The sequence below is a fragment of the Streptomyces sp. NBC_00075 genome (assembly GCF_045041225.1).
GTDB classification, from domain to species: Bacteria; Actinomycetota; Actinomycetes; order Streptomycetales; family Streptomycetaceae; genus Streptomyces; species Streptomyces adonidis.
This window is the reverse complement of the sequence record NZ_CP108243.1, coordinates 2,487,374-2,506,177: the sequence shown is the minus strand read 5'-3', so window position 1 is coordinate 2,506,177 and position 18,804 is coordinate 2,487,374. Positions and strand designations below refer to the sequence as shown.

General features: G+C 69.7%; 19 protein-coding genes. 15 read left to right on the top strand and 4 right to left on the bottom strand.

From position 1 onward, the window contains the following. Nucleotides 1-18 precede the first annotated feature (18 nt). Both OG787_RS10630 and OG787_RS10625 read left to right on the top strand, forming a co-directional pair. Nucleotides 19-1,146 carry a ferrochelatase gene (locus tag OG787_RS10630; protein ID WP_369029363.1) on the top strand — a complete coding sequence of 376 codons (1,128 nt, stop codon included), beginning with the start codon at nucleotides 19-21 and terminating at the stop codon, nucleotides 1,144-1,146. Between the two features lie 8 nt (nucleotides 1,147-1,154). Then, complete coding sequence (locus OG787_RS10625; protein ID WP_405535028.1) at nucleotides 1,155-1,970, top strand: inositol monophosphatase family protein; 816 nt, start codon at nucleotides 1,155-1,157, stop codon at nucleotides 1,968-1,970. Nucleotides 1,971-2,066: 96 nt separating this feature from the next. On the opposite strand, the gene OG787_RS10620 is transcribed toward OG787_RS10625, so the two are convergent. Then, nucleotides 2,067-2,240 carry a hypothetical protein gene (locus OG787_RS10620; RefSeq protein WP_167467697.1) on the bottom strand — a complete coding sequence of 58 codons (174 nt, stop codon included), beginning with the start codon at nucleotides 2,238-2,240 and terminating at the stop codon, nucleotides 2,067-2,069. A gap of 434 nt (nucleotides 2,241-2,674) precedes the next feature. Here OG787_RS10620 and OG787_RS10615 point away from each other — a divergent pair, with 434 nt between their 5' ends. The 4 genes from OG787_RS10615 (at nucleotide 2,675) to OG787_RS10600 (ending at nucleotide 6,208) form a co-directional block, all read left to right on the top strand. Next, nucleotides 2,675-3,328, top strand: coding sequence for a response regulator transcription factor (locus tag OG787_RS10615; protein ID WP_006380516.1), 654 nt, complete (start codon nucleotides 2,675-2,677; stop codon nucleotides 3,326-3,328). Between the two features lie 7 nt (nucleotides 3,329-3,335). Next, entirely contained in the window at nucleotides 3,336-4,580 is a 1,245-nt protein-coding gene (locus tag OG787_RS10610; RefSeq protein ID WP_405535027.1) for a sensor histidine kinase, read from the top strand. Between the two features lie 394 nt (nucleotides 4,581-4,974). Beyond that, a complete protein-coding gene (locus OG787_RS10605) occupies nucleotides 4,975-5,271 on the top strand; it encodes a DUF4193 domain-containing protein (protein ID WP_003997302.1) in 297 nt (98 codons plus the stop codon). 13 nt (nucleotides 5,272-5,284) lie between these two features. Further along, entirely contained in the window at nucleotides 5,285-6,208 is a 924-nt protein-coding gene (locus OG787_RS10600) for a hypothetical protein (protein WP_369029366.1), read from the top strand. Nucleotides 6,209-6,292: 84 nt separating this feature from the next. On the opposite strand, the gene OG787_RS10595 is transcribed toward OG787_RS10600, so the two are convergent. After that, a complete protein-coding gene (locus OG787_RS10595) occupies nucleotides 6,293-6,769 on the bottom strand; it encodes a DUF3093 domain-containing protein (protein ID WP_369029367.1) in 477 nt (158 codons plus the stop codon). Between the two features lie 58 nt (nucleotides 6,770-6,827). Here OG787_RS10595 and OG787_RS10590 point away from each other — a divergent pair, with 58 nt between their 5' ends. From OG787_RS10590 to OG787_RS10560, 7 genes are all read left to right on the top strand, one after another. Then, nucleotides 6,828-7,412: a PaaI family thioesterase gene (locus OG787_RS10590; RefSeq protein ID WP_369029368.1), complete on the top strand. Its 585-nt coding sequence runs from the start codon at nucleotides 6,828-6,830 to the stop codon at nucleotides 7,410-7,412. Between the two features lie 11 nt (nucleotides 7,413-7,423). Next, complete coding sequence (gene dut / locus OG787_RS10585) at nucleotides 7,424-7,975, top strand: dUTP diphosphatase (protein ID WP_369029558.1); 552 nt, start codon at nucleotides 7,424-7,426, stop codon at nucleotides 7,973-7,975. Between the two features lies 1 nt (nucleotide 7,976). Further along, nucleotides 7,977-8,741 carry a DUF3710 domain-containing protein gene (locus OG787_RS10580; protein ID WP_369029369.1) on the top strand — a complete coding sequence of 255 codons (765 nt, stop codon included), beginning with the start codon at nucleotides 7,977-7,979 and terminating at the stop codon, nucleotides 8,739-8,741. Between the two features lie 215 nt (nucleotides 8,742-8,956). Beyond that, nucleotides 8,957-11,548, top strand: a complete 2,592-nt coding sequence (locus OG787_RS10575) for an ATP-binding protein (RefSeq protein ID WP_405535026.1) — start codon at nucleotides 8,957-8,959, stop codon at nucleotides 11,546-11,548. Continuing rightward, nucleotides 11,545-12,228: a response regulator gene (locus tag OG787_RS10570; protein ID WP_369029371.1), complete on the top strand. Its 684-nt coding sequence runs from the start codon at nucleotides 11,545-11,547 to the stop codon at nucleotides 12,226-12,228. Before OG787_RS10575 ends, OG787_RS10570 begins: the two co-directional genes overlap by 4 nt. 46 nt (nucleotides 12,229-12,274) lie before the next feature. Beyond that, nucleotides 12,275-12,673, top strand: a complete 399-nt coding sequence (locus tag OG787_RS10565; protein WP_369029372.1) for an OB-fold nucleic acid binding domain-containing protein — start codon at nucleotides 12,275-12,277, stop codon at nucleotides 12,671-12,673. Nucleotides 12,674-12,676: 3 nt separating this feature from the next. Beyond that, nucleotides 12,677-13,396: a DUF3159 domain-containing protein gene (locus OG787_RS10560; RefSeq protein ID WP_369029373.1), complete on the top strand. Its 720-nt coding sequence runs from the start codon at nucleotides 12,677-12,679 to the stop codon at nucleotides 13,394-13,396. 160 nt (nucleotides 13,397-13,556) lie between these two features. On the opposite strand, the gene OG787_RS10555 is transcribed toward OG787_RS10560, so the two are convergent. After that, nucleotides 13,557-14,222 (bottom strand): TrkA family potassium uptake protein, encoded by a 666-nt coding sequence (locus tag OG787_RS10555; RefSeq protein WP_235474348.1) that lies wholly within the window; start codon nucleotides 14,220-14,222, stop codon nucleotides 13,557-13,559. Next, a complete protein-coding gene (locus OG787_RS10550) occupies nucleotides 14,222-14,893 on the bottom strand; it encodes a TrkA family potassium uptake protein (protein ID WP_235474347.1) in 672 nt (223 codons plus the stop codon). Before OG787_RS10550 ends, OG787_RS10555 begins: the two co-directional genes overlap by 1 nt. A 409-nt stretch (nucleotides 14,894-15,302) precedes the next feature. On the opposite strand from OG787_RS10550, the gene OG787_RS10545 reads away from it, so the two are divergent. Further along, on the top strand, nucleotides 15,303-17,351 hold the full coding sequence (locus OG787_RS10545) for an APC family permease (RefSeq protein WP_369029374.1): 2,049 nt from the start codon (nucleotides 15,303-15,305) through the stop codon (nucleotides 17,349-17,351). A 109-nt stretch (nucleotides 17,352-17,460) separates the two neighbouring features. Continuing rightward, on the top strand, nucleotides 17,461-18,789 hold the full coding sequence (locus OG787_RS10540) for a class I SAM-dependent RNA methyltransferase (protein WP_405535025.1): 1,329 nt from the start codon (nucleotides 17,461-17,463) through the stop codon (nucleotides 18,787-18,789). Nucleotides 18,790-18,804: the final 15 nt, after the last annotated feature.

Below are 18,804 nucleotides of genomic sequence, written 5' to 3'. Positions count from 1 at the left end.
GGTGGCAGGATCGGAACCATGCGAGAAGCGCTCGACGCCACCCCCTACGACGCCCTGCTCCTGCTCTCCTTCGGCGGCCCCGAGGGCCCGGACGACGTGGTTCCGTTCCTGGAGAACGTGACCCGTGGGCGGGGCATCCCCAAGGAACGCCTCAAGGAAGTCGGACAGCACTACTTCCTGTTCGGCGGGATCAGCCCGATCAACGACCAGAACCGCGCCCTCCTGGACGCCCTGCGCAAGGACTTCGCGGACCACGGCCTCGACCTGCCGGTCTACTGGGGCAACCGCAACTGGGCCCCGTACCTCACCGACACCCTCCGCGAGATGGTCCAGGACGGCAGACGCCGCATCCTCGTCCTCGCCACCAGCGCGTACGCCTCGTACTCGGGCTGCCGCCAGTACCGCGAGAACCTCGCGGACTCCCTGGCCGCCCTGGAGGCCGAGGGCCTCGACCTCCCCCGGGTCGACAAGCTGCGGCACTACTTCAACCACCCCGGCTTCCTGGAGCCGATGATCGAGGGCGTGCTCACCTCCCTCGCGGACCTCCCCGAGGACGTCAGGGACGGCGCGCACCTCGCCTTCTCGACCCACTCCATCCCGACCGCCTCCGCCGACACCTCCGGGCCCGTCGAGGACCACGGGGACGGCGGGGCGTACGTGAAGCAGCACCTGGACACCGCCCGGCTGATCGCGGACGCGGTGCGCGAGCGGACCGGCGTCGACCATCCCTGGCAGCTCGTCTACCAGTCGCGCTCCGGTGCCCCGCACATCCCGTGGCTGGAGCCCGACATCTGCGACCACCTGGAGGAGCGGCACGGCGCCGGCGTCCCGGCCGTCGTGATCGCGCCCATCGGGTTCGTGTCGGACCACATGGAGGTCCTGTACGACCTCGACACGGAGGCCAAGGCCAAGGCGGCGGAACTGGGCCTGCCCATGCGCCGCTCCGCGACCGTGGGCGCCGACCCGCGCTTCGCCGCCGCGGTCCGCGAACTCGTCCTGGAGCGCGCCGCCACCGAGAGCGGCCAGGACATCACGCCGTGCGCCCTGGGCGCGCTCGGCGCGACCCGCGACCTCTGCCCGGTGGGCTGCTGCCCGTCCCGTGCCCCCAGGCCCGCCGCCGCGGGCGCCGACAGCCCGTACGCGTGAGGAACCCCGTGACCGACCCCCTGCTGCCCGAACTCCTCCGGTTCGCCCAGGAAGCCGCCCGCCGCGCGGGAGAGCTGCTGCGGGACGGCAGGCCGGCCGACCTCGCGGTCGCCGCCACCAAGTCCAGCCCCATCGACGTCGTCACGGAGATGGACATCGCGGCGGAGAAGCTGATCACCGACGTGATCTCCGACCACCGCCCGGACGACGGCTTCCTCGGCGAGGAGGGCGCCTCCAGCGAGGGCAGCAGCGGCATCCGCTGGGTCATCGACCCGCTCGACGGCACGGTCAACTACCTGTACGGACTGCCCACTTGGTCCGTCTCCATCGCGGCCGAACGGGACGGCGAGCGGATCGTCGGCGTGGTCGCGGCGCCGATGCGCGGCGAGACGTTCCACGCGGTGCTCGGCGGGGGAGCCTGGGCCACCGGTGCCTGGGAGGGCGAGCGCCGGCTCACCGTCCGCCCGGCCCCGCCCCTGGACCAGGCCCTGGTGTCGACGGGCTTCAACTACGTCGCCGAGGTCAAGGCCCACCAGGCCGAGGTGGCGAGGCAGCTGATCCCGCTGCTGCGCGACATCCGGCGCGGCGGTTCGGCGGCGGTGGACCTCTGCGATCTGGCGGCGGGCCGGCTGGACGGCTACTACGAGCGCGGCCTCAACGCCTGGGACGTGGCCGCGGGCGACCTGATCGCCCGGGAGGCGGGCGCCCTGACCGGTGGACGCCCCGGAGAAGCCCCGTCACGCGATCTGACGGTCGCGGGCACCCCAGGCGTCTTCGAACCCCTCCAGCACCTCCTGGAGGACTTGGGCGCCTGGCACGACTGACAAGGAACCGGCCCCGGGGGGCCGGACACAGCAGAACCCCGGCGCTGGATTCGCCGGGGTTCCGCTGTTTCTGCGACGTAGTGCGTAGGCACTACGTCAGACGCTCGTCGCGCCGACCTCCACACCGTGTTCGGCGGCGAGGCGGCGCAGGTCGTCGAGTTCGGCCTGTTCCACTTCGACGAGGAAGTCGTCGCCCTCGTCGCGAGCCCGCGTGAGGTCGGTCTCGGTCGCCCTTATGCGCTGCAGAAGTCCTGCGGTGAATGCGTCCATGCTGCGCCCCCTCGTCCTGGGTCGTGGGTCGATGGCACGGGGGTGTGCCGTTCGGAAGGGGCGATCACGTCTCCAACTGGGTGCCCAGCGCTGCCCTGCCGGGCGGCGACGGTGCCGGACACCCACGCCCGCTCTGCGGAAAGCGGTCCGTTGTGCCACTAGGTGTCATGGCACACGCAGAGCGTGATCGCGGGGTGTAAAGCCGTCCTCCCCCCGCTCCGTTCCGGGGAAACCCCAACCCGCCAAAAATTCTTCCCTCCGCCGTCGGCGGGAGCGGCCAGGGGCGGCCGGGAAGGTGTCCTGCGGTGATCGTCCTGAGCCCTCTTACAACCGGTTTACGGGCGAAAGCGGCAGGATGGAGGCCTGACCACACGAAAAGATTCCGCCAACGTGCCGACCGGGCCCGCGGGCGACCCCGAGGAAGGACAAACGACGTGCGCGTACTCGTCGTCGAGGACGAGCAACTGCTCGCCGATGCGGTGGCCACCGGACTGCGCCGGGAGGCCATGGCCGTCGACGTCGTGTACGACGGTGCGGCGGCCCTGGAGCGCATCGGCGTCAACGACTACGACGTGGTCGTCCTCGACCGTGACCTCCCGCTGGTGCACGGCGACGACGTCTGCCGCAAGATCGTCGAACTCGGCATGCCCACGCGCGTGTTGATGCTCACGGCCTCCGGGGACGTCAGCGACCGCGTCGAGGGACTGGAGATCGGCGCGGACGACTACCTCCCCAAGCCCTTCGCCTTCAGCGAGCTGACGGCACGCGTGCGTGCCCTCGGCCGGCGTACGAGCCTGCCGCTGCCGCCCGTCCTGGAGCGCGCCGGGATCAAGCTCGATCCGAACCGCCGCGAGGTCTTCCGCGACGGCAAGGAGGTCCAGCTCGCGCCGAAGGAGTTCGCCGTCCTGGAGGTGCTGCTGCGCAGCGAGGGCGCGGTCGTCTCCGCCGAGCAGCTCCTGGAGAAGGCCTGGGACGAGAACACCGACCCGTTCACCAACGTCGTACGCGTGACCGTGATGACCCTGCGGCGCAAGCTGGGCGAGCCTCCCGTGATCGTCACCGTGCCGGGCTCCGGTTACCGGATCTGAGGATTCGATGGCCACGACACCCGCTCCCCCGAAGGCGCCCCCGAAGCCCACCTGGGACCCGAGGAAGTCCCAGCAGCTGCCGCTGCCATGGCTCCGCCCCACCATCCGCATACGCCTGACGCTGCTCTACGGCGGCATGTTCCTGATCGCCGGCATCCTGCTGCTGTCGATCATCTATCTGCTGGCCGCCCAGGCCATCCGTGAGGGCAGCAACCAGTCGTTCCAGATCGAGGGCACCGTCACCCGGATCACCAGTGACACCTGCCCGGTGCTGGACAGCGCGACCACCGACAACCAGCGCAACGCCGCGCTCAAGGCGTGCAGCGACGCCCTGCGCCAGCACGCCCTGGACAGCCTGCTCAGCCGCTCGCTGCTCACGCTGCTGGGTCTCGCCGTGATCGCCTTCGCGTTCGGCTACGCCATGGCCGGCCGGGTCCTGACCCCGCTGGGCCGGATCACCCGTACCGCCCGTGCGGTGGCCGGCTCGGACCTGTCCCGCCGGATCGAGCTGGACGGTCCCGACGACGAGCTGAAGGAGCTGGCGGACACCCTGGACGACATGCTGGAGCGCCTCCAGCGGGCGTTCACGGCCCAGCAGAGGTTCGTCGGCAACGCGTCGCACGAGCTGAGAACGCCGCTGGCGATCAACCGCACGCTCCTTGAGGTGCACCTGTCGGATCCGTCGGCGCCACCGGAGCTCCAACAGCTGGGCAAGACGCTGCTGGCGACCAACGAGCGCAGTGAGCAGCTCGTCGAGGGGCTGCTGCTGCTGGCCCGTAGCGACAACCAGATCGTCGAGCGGAAACCGGTCGACCTGGCGGAGGTCGCCTCGCAGGCCGTCGACCAGACGCATGCCGAGGCCGAGGCCAAGGGCGTCGAGTTCCGGGGGAAGCGTGATCCCGTGGTCGTCCAAGGCAACGGCGTACTGCTGGAGCGGATCGCACTGAACCTCGTACAGAACGCGGTGCGGTACAACGTGCCGGAGGACGGCTGGGTCGAGGTGAACACCGTGGTCCAGCACGGACAGGCGGTGCTGGTCGTCTCGAACACGGGTCCTGTGGTCCCGGCGTACGAGGTGGACAACCTCTTCGAGCCCTTCAGGCGGCTGCGTACGGAGCGAACGGGCAGTGACAAGGGTGTGGGCCTCGGGCTGTCGATCGCGCGCTCTGTGGCGCGCGCTCACGGCGGCCACATCTCGGCCACACCGCGTGAGGGGGGTGGGCTCGTGATGCGAGTCGCCCTTCCCATCTGAGATCATGTCGCCGACACGCGAGGATGTTCGCTTTGCGCGGAATTTCCGGGGCGACTTCCCGGTGACCTCGTGTGTGATCGATCACAAGGGCGAATTTCCGGCCATCTACTGTCCGTGATCATGCGACCTGGCATAAGGCCCGGATAATCCGGGTTTTCGGGGGTCTTGATCACGGGAAGTACACGGTGGGGCGCCTTTGAAGTGCGGTATTCGGACCGTGTACGGTCCGCATCGCCATCCATGCCGATCTCTCTCGAGGGGGTCGGTTGGGTGTCGATTGAGTAACAGACCTTGATGTGAGGCAAAATCTCCGCCTCAGGTCGGGCACAAGTCCGGCCTCTCACGCGTTACCTGCGCTGAGACACCGCAGACACCCAGAGGGGGAGAGCGCGACATGGCAACGGATTACGACACCCCACGCAAGACCGACGACGACGTCGACTCGGACAGCCTTGAAGAACTGAAGGCCAGGAGGAACGACAAGTCGACTTCCTCCGTGGACGTCGACGAGTTCGAGGCCGCCGAGGGCCTCGAACTGCCCGGAGCGGACCTCTCGAACGAGGAGTTGGCCGTCCGGGTTCTGCCCAAGCAGCAGGACGAGTTCACTTGCATGAGCTGCTTCCTGGTGCACCACCGCAGCCAGCTGGCCCGCGAGAAGAACGGTCAGCCGATCTGCCGCGACTGCGACTGAGGAAGGGTCGGCCGTGACTGGCTCGACCCCTCCTTGGAAGCGCCGCTTCCCCGCGCGGGGAGCGGACCAGGGGCCGCCGGACGGCCCTCACGGTATGCGTGACGACGAGCGGGGCTCATCCGATCCAGGATCGGCCTCGCTCGAACCGGCCGACAGGCCGGCCGATCACGGGGATGACCTCCCGGTGTCGGCCGAGCCTTCCGCATCCGTCGCCCCGCGACGGACGGCCGCGATCCGGGACAGGGCCAGGGAAGGCGTCCGCAAGGGCGGCAGCCGGGCGAAGGCGAGCCTGGCGTACCTCACCGACCGGATCATCGAGAACGCCCCGCGTATCCCCGTACGCGACCTCGCCACCCTCCGCAGACAGTTCCCGGGCCTCGGGCCCGAGGAGATCGCGGACAAGCTCGTCGCCGGCGCCGCGAGCGCCACGGCGACCGTCGGCGCGGGCATCGGGGCCGCGGCGATGCTGCCGGTGCCACCGGCCATGCCGACCGAGCTGGCCGCCGAGATCACCGGTGTGGCCGCGATCGAGCTGAAGATGATCGCCGAGCTGCACGAGGTCTACGGCGTACGGCCACCGGGCAACCTGAAGCAGCGCAGTACCGCGTACCTGAACTCGTGGTCGGGCGAGCGCGGCATCGACGTGACCAAGCCGTCGACGTTCAACTCGGCCCTCGGGGGCCAGATGAAGCGCGAACTCCGCCAGCAGATCATGAAGCGGATGGTCCGGGACCTGCCCAACCTGATCCCGTTCATGGTGGGCGCGGCCGTCGGCGCGGTCATGAACCGGCGCGACACCAGAAAGCTCGCGGGCCACGTCCGCAAGGACCTGCGCAGGTTCCAGGTCCCCTGGGACCAGCTTCCGGAACTGCCCCCGCTGCCGCCGCCCACCGACGCACTGGACATCGCGAACGGGCCGAAGGAACTCGGGAAGTAGCGGCCCACAGGGCTTCGGACACCCCGGGTACGGAAGCGGCGGGCAAGTCTTTGCCCGCCGTCGAAGAAGAATTTGCCGATCGGTTCAGCCGGAGTCGCGCGCGGCGGCCGCCCGCGCCGATTCCAGCGCCGCCACCAGCTGCTCGGGCTCCCGCGTCGACAGATACAGGTACGGGGTGGGGTCCGCGGGGTCCGTGACCTGGACGCGCAGCGCCGTGGGGATGTAGGCGCGCAGGAGCATGAAGGCGCGGGTGTCGGCCTTGTACGTGCGCCAGGCGCGGGCCTCCTCCGCGTCCAGGATCTCCGCCTCGCCCAGGGCCGCCACCGGGATCTTCGCCTCGCCCGCGATCAGCGCGTCGCCCACGATCCGGATGCGGATCGAGCCGTACGAACTCGCCGCCACCGCGGCCGCCGCCGTACCGCCCACCAGGCCGCCGAGCAGGGGCAGCGTGCCGAACGGGAGCAGGATCAGGGCGAAGGAGACGCCGACCAGGAAGGAGATCAGCCACCAGGAGCGGGGGGCCGTGAGGCGTTCTTCGTACGGGGAGGCCGAAAGCTGCATGGAGCCAAGCTTGGCATGGTGTCGGTCGACGGCCGACTCGCGGGTAAGGTCTGCGGCTGTGAGTGGTACATCCGCAGCTCTGAAGCCCCCCGCCGACGCCGTGGCGCCCGTGCGGCACCCCGACGCGCCCGCGCCCGGAGAACTGCTCGGTGCCCACTACGAACAGTGTTTCGGATGTGGCAGCGAACAGGCCCACGGCCTGCACCTCGCCGCGCGGGCCGGCGACGGGGTCACCGTCACCGCCGAGTTCACCGTGCGGGAGGCCCACCAGGGCGCCCCCGGCCTCGCCCACGGCGGGGTGCTCGCCAGTGCGCTGGACGAGACGCTGGGCTCCCTGAACTGGCTGCTGCGCACCATCGCCGTGACCGGACGGCTGGAGACCGAGTTCGTCCGGCCCGTGCCCGTCGGCACCCTGCTGCATCTGGAGGCCGAGGTCACCGCGGTGGCCCGGCGGAAGATCTACTCGACCGCCACCGGACGCATCGGCGGCCCCGACGGGCCCGTCGCGGTGCGCGCCGAGGCCCTCTTCATCGAGGTCAAGGTCGAGCACTTCATCGACAACGGCCGCCCGGAGGAGATCCGGGCGGCCATGAGCGACCCGGACCAGGTCCGGCGCGCCCGCGCATTCGAGGTGAACCCGTGAGCCCCGCACCCATGGGCCGTGCGCCCCTGGACGTCCTCATCCGCCGCGTCGACCCGGACGTACCGCTTCCGTCGTACGCACAGCCCGGCGACGCCGGAGCCGACCTGCGGACGACCGAGGAGTGCGAACTGAAACCGGGCGAACGGGCCGTTCTGCCCACCGGGGTGTCCATCGCGCTCCCGGACGGGTACGCGGCCTTCGTGCACCCCCGTTCGGGGCTCGCCGCCCGCTGCGGTGTCGCTCTGGTGAATGCCCCGGGGACGGTTGATGCCGGGTACCGTGGGGAGATCAAGGTGATCGTGGTGAATCTCGACCCGCACGAACCCGTGCGATTCGAGCGCTTCGACAGGATTGCCCAACTGGTCGTCCAGCAGGTCGAGAAGGTCCGCTTCCGGGAGGTCGCGGAACTTCCCGGCTCGGCGCGGGCCGAGGGGGGCTTCGGGTCCACCGGAGGTCACGCCTCGGTGGGCGGTGCGAGCGGTCACAGCGGTCAGGCCGCAGTGGGCGGCACAACGGGTGGGAATCGATACGCTTCGGTCGTATCCGACCGGGAAGGACAGTGACGTGTTCGGACGTCGCAAGAAGAAGGGTGCCGCCGAGGACGCGGCCGGCGAGGCCGAGCAGGTCGTCGACAGCGGCACTGAGGCGGACGAGGAAGCCGCGGGCGGACGTGGACGCGTCCGGCTGGAGCCGGAGCCGCGTCCCGACGGGCCCTGGGACGACACCGAGGTCCGCGAGCCCGGCGAGGGCCGGGTGGACCTGGGCGGACTGTTCGTGCCCGGAGTCGACGGCATGGAACTTCGGGTCGAGGTCGCGGGCGACGCGATCGTCGCGGCGACCGTCGTGCTGCGGGACAGCGCCGTACAGCTCCAGGCCTTCGCCGCGCCCAAGCGCGAGGGCATCTGGGGCGAGGTGCGCGAGGAGATCGCCTCCGGCATCACCCAGCAGGGTGGCATCGTCGACGAGGTCGAGGGGCCGCTGGGCTGGGAGCTGCGTGCGCAGGTTCCGGTGCAACTGCCGGACGGCACGGGTGGTTTCCAGGTCGTGCGGTTCGTCGGTGTGGACGGTCCGCGGTGGTTCCTGCGGGGGGTCATCTCCGGGCAGGGCGCCGTGCAGCCGCAGGCGGCCGGGCTGCTGGAGCAGATCTTCCGGGACACGGTCGTCGTCCGTGGCGAGGGGCCGATGGCGCCTCGGGACCCGATCGTGCTGAAGCTGCCGAACGACGCGCAGATGGTGCCTGAGGGTGTTCAGCAGGAGGAGCAGGGGTCCCGCTTCGGCGGCGGTATGGGCCAGCTGCAGCGTGGGCCGGAGATCACTGAGGTTCGATAGGTCGTTTGTTTGCTGCCGGCCCGGTGGGGGCTGGTCGCGCAGTTCCCCGCGCCCCTGCTTCGGGCTTCGCCCCGAAGCAGGGGCGCGGCTCGTTCGTGGGTGCGTCAGGGTTGCGTCAAAGGCGTGCTTCGGCCTGACTCTCGTCCCTTTTGTCGGCTTTGGTCGACGTAAGGTCGACGCTGCGTACACAGCGGGCGCGGGAAGACAATGAGGCCATGGGACGCGGCAAGCTTCGGATCTATCTCGGTGCGGCACCGGGCGTCGGCAAGACGTACGCGATGCTCTCCGAGGCGCACCGCCGTGTCGAGCGGGGAACGGACTGTGTGGTGGCCTTCGTGGAGCACCACAGCCGGCCGCGTACGGAGGTGATGCTCCACGGGCTGGAGCAGATCCCGCGAAAGGACCTGGACTACCGCGGATCCGTGTTCACCGAGATGGACGTGGACGCCGTACTCGCCCGCCGGCCGCAGGTCGCCCTGGTGGACGAACTGCCGCACACCAATATCCCGGGCTCGCGCAACACCAAGCGCTGGCAGGACGTCGAGGAGCTGCTGGCCGCCGGTATCGACGTGATATCGACTGTCAACATTCAACATCTTGAGTCGTTGGGTGATGTGGTTGAGTCGATCACTGGTGTACGTCAACAGGAGACCGTTCCCGACGAAGTGGTCCGGCGTGCGGATCAGATCGAGCTGGTCGACATGTCCCCGCAGGCGCTGCGCCGGCGGATGGCCCACGGAAACATCTACAAGTCCGACAAGGTCGACGCGGCTCTGTCCAACTACTTCCGGCCGGGGAACCTGACCGCGCTGCGGGAGCTGGCGCTGCTGTGGGTGGCCGACCGGGTCGACGAGTACCTGACCGAGTACCGCAGTGAGCACCAGGTCTCCAGGATCTGGGGTTCGCGGGAACGGATCGTGGTCGGACTGACCGGCGGACCCGAGGGCCGTACGTTGATCCGACGGGCCGCCCGGCTCGCCGAGAAGGGCGCAGGCGGCGAGGTCATGGCCGTCTACATCGCCCGCAGCGACGGTCTGACCAACGCCTCCCCGAAGGAACTGACCGTCCAGCGGACCCTGGTCGAGGATCTTGGCGGAACCTTTCACCATGTGGTCGGGGACGACGTCCCGGTGGCGCTGCTGGACTTCGCGCGGGGTGTGAACGCCACCCAGATCGTGCTGGGCGTCTCCCGGCGCAAGGCCTGGCAGTACGTCTTCGGGCCCGGCGTCGGCGCGACCGTGGCCCGGGAGTCGGGGCCCGACCTCGACGTCCACCTGATCACCCATGACGAGGCCGGCAAGGGACGCGGGCTGCCCGTGGCCCGGGGGGCCCGGCTCGGGCGGGCGCGGATCATCTGGGGCTGGCTGGTCGGCGTGGCCGGTCCGCTGGGCCTCGCGCTGCTGCTGAACGCCGTCGACCTCGGCCTCGCCAACGACATGCTGCTGTTCCTGGCGCTCACGGTGGCGGCGGCCCTGCTCGGCGGCCTCTACCCGGCGCTCGCCTCGGCGGCCTTCGGCTCCATGCTGCTGAACTACTACTACACGCCGCCGTACCACCGGCTGACCATCGCCGACCCGAAGAACATCGTCGCCCTCGTGATCTTCTTCGGGGTCGCCGTGGCCGTGGCGTCGGTGGTGGACCTGGCCGCCCGGCGTACGCATCAGGCGGCCCGGCTGCGGGCCGAGTCGGAGATCCTCTCCTTCCTCGCGGGAAGCGTCCTGCGCGGCGAGATCAGCCTGGAGGCGCTTCTCGAACGGGTCCGGGAGACCTTCGGGATGGAGTCCGTGGCGCTGCTGGAGCGGGCGGGCGACGTCGATCCCTGGACCTGCGCGGGCAGCGTCGGCACCCGGAAGGCCGTGGAGCGGCCGGAGGACGCGGACGTGGACATGCCGGTCGGCGACCACATGGCGCTCGCGCTGTCCGGCCGGGTACTGCCCGCCGCCGACCGGCGCGTGCTGGCCGCGTTCGCCGCCCAGGCCGCCGTGGTCCTCGACCGCCGGCGCCTCCAGTCCCAGGCCGACCAGGCCCGTACCCTCGCCGAGGGCAACCGGATCCGCACGGCGCTGCTCGCCGCCGTCAGCCATGACCTCCGTACGCCGCTGGCCGGGATCAAGGCCGCGGTCACGTCGTTGCGGTCGGACGACGTGGAGTGGTCCGAGGAGGACCGGGCCGAACTGCTGGCCGGCATCGAGGACGGCGCCGACCGGCTCGACCACCTCGTGGGCAACCTGCTGGACATGTCACGGCTCCAGACCGGCACCGTCACCCCGCTGATCAGGGAGATCGACCTCGACGAGGTGGTGCCGATGGCGCTGGGGGGCGTACCCGAGGACAGTGTCGAGCTGGACATTCCCGAGACGCTGCCGATGGTCGCCGTCGATCCCGGGCTGCTGGAGCGGTCGGTGGCCAACCTGGTCGAGAACGCCGTCAAGTACAGCCCGGACGGGGAGACGGTGCTGGTGGCCGCCAGTGCCATCGCCGACCGGGTGGAGGTGCGGGTGGTGGACCGCGGGCCGGGCGTGCCGGACGACGCGAAGGACCGCATCTTCGAGCCCTTCCAGCGGTACGGTGACGCTCCGCGCGGGGCCGGGGTCGGACTGGGCCTGGCGGTGGCCCGGGGGTTCGCCGAGGCGATGGGCGGCACGCTCCAGGCCGAGGACACGCCTGGGGGCGGGCTGAGCATGGTGCTCACGGTGCGGGCGGCGGGGACGGACGCAGGCGCGGGGGTCGAGTCCCTGAGGCGTGATGGAGTGACGGGGACCGTGGCAGTGGGAACAGAAGTGCAGGCGGAGAGGCAGGTTTCATGACCCGGGTGCTGGTGGTCGACGACGAGCCGCAGATCGTGCGCGCGCTCGTGATCAACCTCAAGGCACGCAAGTACGAGGTCGACGCGGCCCCCGACGGTGCCACCGCCCTCGAACTGGCCGCCGCCCGCCATCCCGACGTGGTCGTGCTCGACCTCGGGCTGCCCGACATGGACGGCGTCGAGGTGATCAAGGGGCTCCGGGGCTGGACCCGGGTGCCCATCCTCGTGCTGTCGGCCCGGCACACGTCCGACGAGAAGGTCGAGGCGCTCGACGCGGGCGCCGACGACTACGTCACCAAGCCCTTCGGCATGGACGAACTGCTGGCCCGGCTGCGGGCCGCCGTCCGCCGGGCCGAGCCCACCGGGAGCACAGAGGACGACGTCATGGTGGAGACCGCCGAGTTCACCGTCGACCTGGCCGCGAAGAAGGTCCACCGCGGCGGGCGCGACGTACGGCTGACCCCCACGGAGTGGCACCTGCTGGAGGTGCTCGTGCGCAACACGGGCCGGCTGGTCAGCCAGAAACAGCTGCTCCAGGAGGTGTGGGGGCCGTCCTACGGGACGGAGACCAACTATCTGCGCGTGTACATGGCGCAGCTGCGGCGCAAGCTGGAGACGGATCCCTCGCATCCGAAGCACTTCATCACGGAGCCCGGGATGGGGTACCGGTTCGAGCGGTAGGTCACGGGGGTACGTCGGTGTCAGTGGGCGCCGGTACGCTTCAGGTATGAGTGCTGTTCCTCGTTCCGAGAAGCCGACGGGCCGGTTTCGGCGCATGCTCGACCGGCTCTCCTCGTCGCAGGAGGACCTGGAGTCCGAGGAGCTGCGCGAGGACACCGAGACCGCGGGCTGTACGCGTATCGGTGACTGCCACGACCGACAGATAGTGACGGTTACTGGTACCTTGCGCACGGTCACGCTACGGCCGAGGGCGGGGGTTCCGGCCCTGGAGGCCGAGCTGTTCGACGGCTCGGCCGCGCTGGACGTGGTGTGGCTCGGCAGACGCTCCATCGTCGGGATAGAGCCGGGACGCAAGCTGATCGCGTCGGGCCGGATCTCGATGAGCCGGGGCCGCCGTGTGCTGTTCAATCCGAAATACGAACTGAGACCCCTCGGACGGGAGTAGCCGGTGACGTCGCTCGACAAGCCGACCGAAGACGCCCAGCACGATTCCAGGGCGGTGACCGAGGCCGCGCTCTTCGAGGCGTTCGGCGGTCTGCGGGGCATGATCGAGACGGTCCTGCCGGGGCTGCTCTTCGTCACGATCTACACGATCAAGAAGGACCTGCACGCGTCGGCCATCGCGGCCCTCGGTGTCTCGGTGCTGATGGTCGTGGTGCGCCTCGTCATGAAGGACACCGTCAAGCACGCCTTCAGCGGGGTGTTCGGGGTCGCCTTCGGTGTCGTCTTCGCGATGATGACGGGCAATGCGAAGGACTTCTATCTGCCCGGCATGCTCTACACGCTGGGGCTGTCGCTGGCGTACATCATCACGACGCTGGCCGGTGTTCCGCTGCTCGGGCTGATCCTCGGGCCGGTGTTCAAGGAGAACCTCTCCTGGCGTACGCGTAATCCTGGGCGCAAGAAGGCCTATGCGAAGGCCAGTTGGGCCTGGGGGCTCATTCTGCTCGCCAAGTGCGCGATTCTGTTCCCGCTGTACTGGTGGGCGGACACGGCGTCGCTCGGGTGGGTGCTGGTGGCGTTGAAGATTCCGCCGTTCCTGTTGGCCGTGTGGCTCACGTGGGTGTTCCTGGCGAAGGCGCCCGCGCCTATCGATGTGTTCGCGGAGATGGAGGCGGAGGAGCGGGCGGAGGAGGAGCGGCGGAAGGCCGCGGCTTCTTCTGAGTAAGGGGTGCGGGGGTCGGCGTTGGGTTTTCTCGCCCCCGCCGCCCCTACCCGTCCCATCCTTCTGGGGGCTGCGCCCCCAGACCCCCCTTCGTCCTCAAACGCCGGACAGGCTGAAATACGACGCGCTCGTCCTGAAACGCCGCACGAGCTGAAAAACCCCGTCAGTCCTTTCGGACCGACAACAGGTCCTCCAGCTGTTCCTCCCTTGCCTGGGCGGCTACGAACAGGAGTTCGTCTCCCGCTTCCAGGGAGTCCTCGCGGGACGGGGTCAGGACTCGGGTGCCGCGGATGATCGTCACCAGGGACGTGTCCTCCGGCCACTCCACGTCGCCGACCTGGGTGCCGGCCAGGGCCGACTCCGGGGGGAGGGTCAGCTCGACCAGGTTCGCGTCGCCGTGGCTGAAGCGGAGGAGGCGGACCAGGTCGCCCACGCTCACCGCCTCCTCGACCAGGGCCGACATCAGGCGGGGGGTGGAGACCGCCACGTCGACGCCCCAGGCCTCGTTGAACAGCCACTCGTTCTTGGGGTTGTTGACGCGGGCGACGACGCGTGGGACGCCGTACTCCGTCTTCGCCAGCAGGGAGACGACGAGGTTCACCTTGTCGTCTCCCGTCGCGGCGATCACCACGTTGCAGCGTTGCAGCGCGGCCTCGTCCAGCGAGGTGATCTCGCAGGCGTCGGCCAGCAGCCACTCCGCCTGGGGGACCCGTTCGACCGAGATGGCCGTCGGGGCCTTGTCGATCAGCAGGATCTCGTGGCCGTTCTCCAGCAGCTCGCCCGCGATCGAGCGGCCGACGGCGCCGGCACCGGCAATGGCGACCCTCATCAGTGACCGGCCTCCTCTTCGGGGCCTTCGGCGAAGGACGCCTCGACCTTCTCGACGTCGTCCGTACGCATCATCACGTGCACCAGGTCGCCCTCCTGTAGCACCGTCTGCGAGGAGGGCAGGACCGCCTCGCCCAGGCGGGTGAGGAAGGCAACGCGCACGCCGGTCTCGTCCTGTAGCTTGCTGATCTTGTGGCCCACCCAGGCCGACGACGCGTGTACCTCGGCGAGCTGGACGCCGCCGGTGGGATCGCGCCAGAGCGGCTCCGCACCGGACGGCAGCAGCCTGCGCAGCATCTGGTCGGCCGTCCAGCGGACGGTGGCGACGGTCGGGATGCCGAGGCGCTGGTAGACCTCGGCTCGGCGGGGGTCGTAGATACGGGCCGCGACGTTCTCGATGCCGAACATCTCGCGCGCCACCCGGGCGGCGATGATGTTCGAGTTGTCACCGCTGGAGACGGCGGCGAACGCGCCCGCCTCCTCGATGCCCGCTTCGCGCAGGGTGTCCTGGTCGAAGCCGACCCCGGTGACGCGCCGGCCACCGAACCCGGAGCCCAGTCGTCGGAAGGCGGTGGGGTCCTGATCGATCACGGCGACCGTGTGCCCCTGTTGCTCCAGGGTCTGGGCGAGAGCGGAACCCACTCTGCCGCAGCCCATGATGACGATGTGCACGACCGTCCTTCCGATCCGATGTCAAGGCCCGCCGTTGTCGACTTGGCTTGAACAGGGTCTCAGACCCCCGCCCAAGCTACACACGCACGGTGGCTGGAGGGCACCCCCCTACCTGCGGCTGATGCTGCGGACACTGGCCAGGGTGAGCAGGGCGAGAACGACGAGTGCGGCGCCGGCGCCGATCAGCTCCGCGGCGAGATGGGGCATGGGGGCTCCCGGAAGGCGTGGAGGGGGCTAGGGGGTATGGGGGTGAATGGTGCATAAGGTGCGCTGTGTTTTCGTCATATAGCCATGAAGACGTGGTCCCAGGGGTATTTGCCTGTCTCGGATGTCGGGATTTCACTCGGCGGACCGGCGGGATTTCACCCGGATGTGCCCAGAACAAGGCGGGGAGCTTACGATCCTGTCCGTGTCCAAACTGACCGACGTGCCCAAACGGATCCTGATCGGGCGCGCACTGCGCAGTGATCGGCTCGGCGAAACGCTCCTGCCGAAGCGCATCGCTCTCCCCGTCTTCGCCTCCGACCCGCTCTCCTCCGTGGCCTACGCTCCCGGGGAAGTGCTGCTGGTCCTGTCGATCGCGGGCGTGTCGGCGTACCACTTCAGCCCGTGGATCGCGGTCGCTGTCGTCGTACTGATGTTCACCGTGGTCGCCTCCTACCGGCAGAACGTGCACGCGTACCCGAGCGGCGGCGGCGACTACGAGGTGGCGAACACCAACCTCGGCCCCAAGGCCGGCCTCACGGTCGCCAGCGCGCTGCTCGTCGACTACGTGCTCACCGTCGCCGTGTCGATCTCCTCCGGCATCGAGAACCTCGGCTCCGCCGTCCCCTTCGTCGTCGAGCACAAGGTGCTCTGCGCGGTCGCCGTCATCGTGCTGCTCACGCTGATGAACCTGCGGGGCGTCAAGGAGTCCGGGAAGCTCTTCGCGATTCCGACGTACGTGTTCGTCGCGGGCGTCTTCATCATGATCGCGTGGGGCGCCTTCCGCGGGCTGGTGCTGGACGAGACCATGCGCGCGCCGACGGCCGGCTACGAGATCAAGGCCGAACACCAGGGCCTCGCCGGATTCGCCCTCGTGTTCCTGCTCCTGCGCGCCTTCTCCTCCGGCTGTGCCGCGCTCACCGGCGTCGAGGCCATCTCCAACGGCGTGCCGGCCTTCCGCAAGCCGAAGTCGAAGAACGCGGCGACCACGCTTGCGGCGATGGGCCTCCTCGCCGTCACCATGTTCTGCGGGATCATCGGGCTCGCCATGGCCACCAAGGTGCGGATGGCCGAGAACCCCGCCCACGACCTGCTGAACAAGGGCGTCGAACTGGGCGCCGACTACGTCCAGAACCCGGTGATCTCCCAGGTCGCCGAGGCGGTGTTCGGCGACGGCAGCTTCTTCTTCATTCTGCTCGCCGCGGCCACCGCGCTGGTGCTGTTCCTGGCCGCCAACACCGCGTACAACGGCTTCCCGCTGCTCGGCTCGATCCTCGCCCAGGACCGCTACCTCCCGCGCCAGCTGCACACCCGCGGCGACCGGCTCGCCTTCTCCAACGGCATCGTGCTGCTCGCCGGCGCCGCCGTCCTGCTGGTGTGGATCTACGGGGCCGACTCGACCCGCCTCATCCAGCTCTACATCGTCGGTGTGTTCGTGTCGTTCACGCTCAGCCAGACCGGCATGGTCCGGCACTGGAACCGCCACCTGGCCACCGAGAAGGACCAGGCGAAGCGCCGGCACATGGTCCGCTCCCGCGCCATCAACACCTTCGGCGCCTTCTTCACCGGCCTTGTGCTGGTCGTCGTACTCGGAACGAAGTTCACGCACGGTGCCTGGGTGGCGCTGCTCGGCATGGTGATCTTCTACGCGGTGATGACCGCGATCCGTAAGCACTACGACCGGGTCTCCGCGGAGATCGCGGCCCCGGAGGGCCCGAGCGACGACAGCGTACGGCCGTCGCGGGTGCACTCCGTCGTGCTGATCTCGAAGATCCACCGGCCCACGCTGCGCGCGCTCGCGTACGCGAAACTGATGCGCTCCGACACGCTGGAGGCGCTCAGCGTCAACGTCGACCCGGAGGAGACGAAGGCGCTGCGGGAGGAGTGGGAGCGGCGGGGGATCACCGTCCCGCTGAAGGTGCTCGACTCGCCCTACCGGGAGATCACCCGGCCGGTGATCGAGTACGTGAAGGGGCTGCGCCGGGATTCGCCGCGCGACGCTGTGTCCGTGATCATCCCGGAGTACGTGGTCGGCCACTGGTACGAGCACCTGCTGCACAACCAGAGCGCGCTCCGCCTCAAGGGGCGCCTGCTGTTCACCCCGGGTGTCATGGTGACGTCGGTGCCCTACCAGTTGCAGTCGTCCGAGGCGGCCAAGAACCGCGCCCGCAAGCGGCAGGACTGGAACGCGCCCGGATCGGTCCGGCGCGGCCCGGCCGAGGAACGGCCGAAGGAGCCGAGCGCGAAGGGCTGAGCCGACGGGTCCCCTGCGGGCTTGTGGTGAGCGGTCGGGCGGGGTCCACGTAGACTGGTGGGCTGTTGTCCGGCCGTTCTCTCTTTCTCTCTTACGGAGTCACCCCACCATGCAGGCAGAACCGAAGAAATCGCTGGTGGGGCTGGAGTACGAGGTCGAGGTCGGTCCCGTCGCCCACGGCGGCCACTGCATCGCGCGTACGGAGGAGGGGCAGGTCCTCTTCGTCCGGCACACGCTGCCCGGCGAGCGGGTCGTGGCGCGGGTGACGGAGGGCGAGGAGGGGGCGCGGTTCCTGCGCGCGGACGCGGTGGAGGTGCTCACGGCGTCCAAGGACCGCGTCGAGGCCCCCTGCCCCTACGCCGGCCCCGGCCGCTGCGGCGGCTGCGACTGGCAGCACGCCAAGCCGGGCGCACAGCGCCGTCTGAAGGGCGAGGTCGTCGCCGAGCAGCTGAAGCGGCTCGCAGGGCTGACCCCGGAGGAGGCCGGCTGGGACGGCACGGTGATGCCGGCCGAGGGCGACAAGCTGCCGCCGGGTGAGGTCCCTCAGTGGCGTACGAGGGTGCAGTACGCGGTCGACGCGGACGGCAACGCCGGGCTGCGGCGCCACCGTTCGCACGAGGTCGAGCCGATCGAGCACTGCATGATCGCGGCGCCGGGCGTCAGCGAGCTGGGCATCGAGGAGCGCGACTGGTCGGGGATGGAGTCCGTCGACGCGATCGCCGCGACGGGGTCCCAGGACCGCATGGTCATCCTGGAGCCGAGGCCGGGTGCTCGGTTGCCTTTGGTCGAGTTGAACAAGCCCGTCTCCGTGATGCGCGTCGAGGAGCACGACGGCGGTATCCACCGCGTCCACGGCCGCGCGTTCGTGCGTGAGCGCGCCGACGGCCGTACCTACCGGGTCGGCAGCGGCGGCTTCTGGCAGGTCCACCCGATGGCGGCGGACACCCTGATGAAGGCGGTCATGCAGGGCCTGCTCCCGCGCAAGGGCGACATGGCCCTCGATCTGTACTGCGGCGTCGGCCTGTTCGCGGGTGCGTTGGCCGACCGGGTCGGCGAGAAGGGCGCGGTTCTCGGCATCGAGTCGGGCAAGCGGGCGGTCGAGGACGCGCGTCACAACCTTGCCTCGTTCGACCGCGTCCGCATCGAACAGGGCAAGGTCGAGGCGGTGTTGCCGCGTACGGGGATCACCGAGGTTGATCTGATCGTCCTGGATCCGCCTCGGGCGGGGGCCGGGAAGAAGACGGTTGAGCAGTTGGTGCGGTTGGGGGCGCGGAAGATCGCTTATGTGGCTTGCGATCCGGCTGCGTTGGCTCGGGACCTGGGGTATTTCCGGGACGGGGGGTATCGGGTGCGGACGTTGCGGGCTTTTGATCTGTTTCCGATGACTCATCATGTGGAGTGCGTTGCCATCCTTGAGCCGGTGGGCAAGGGCTCCTGACCTGAGTTCGGCCTG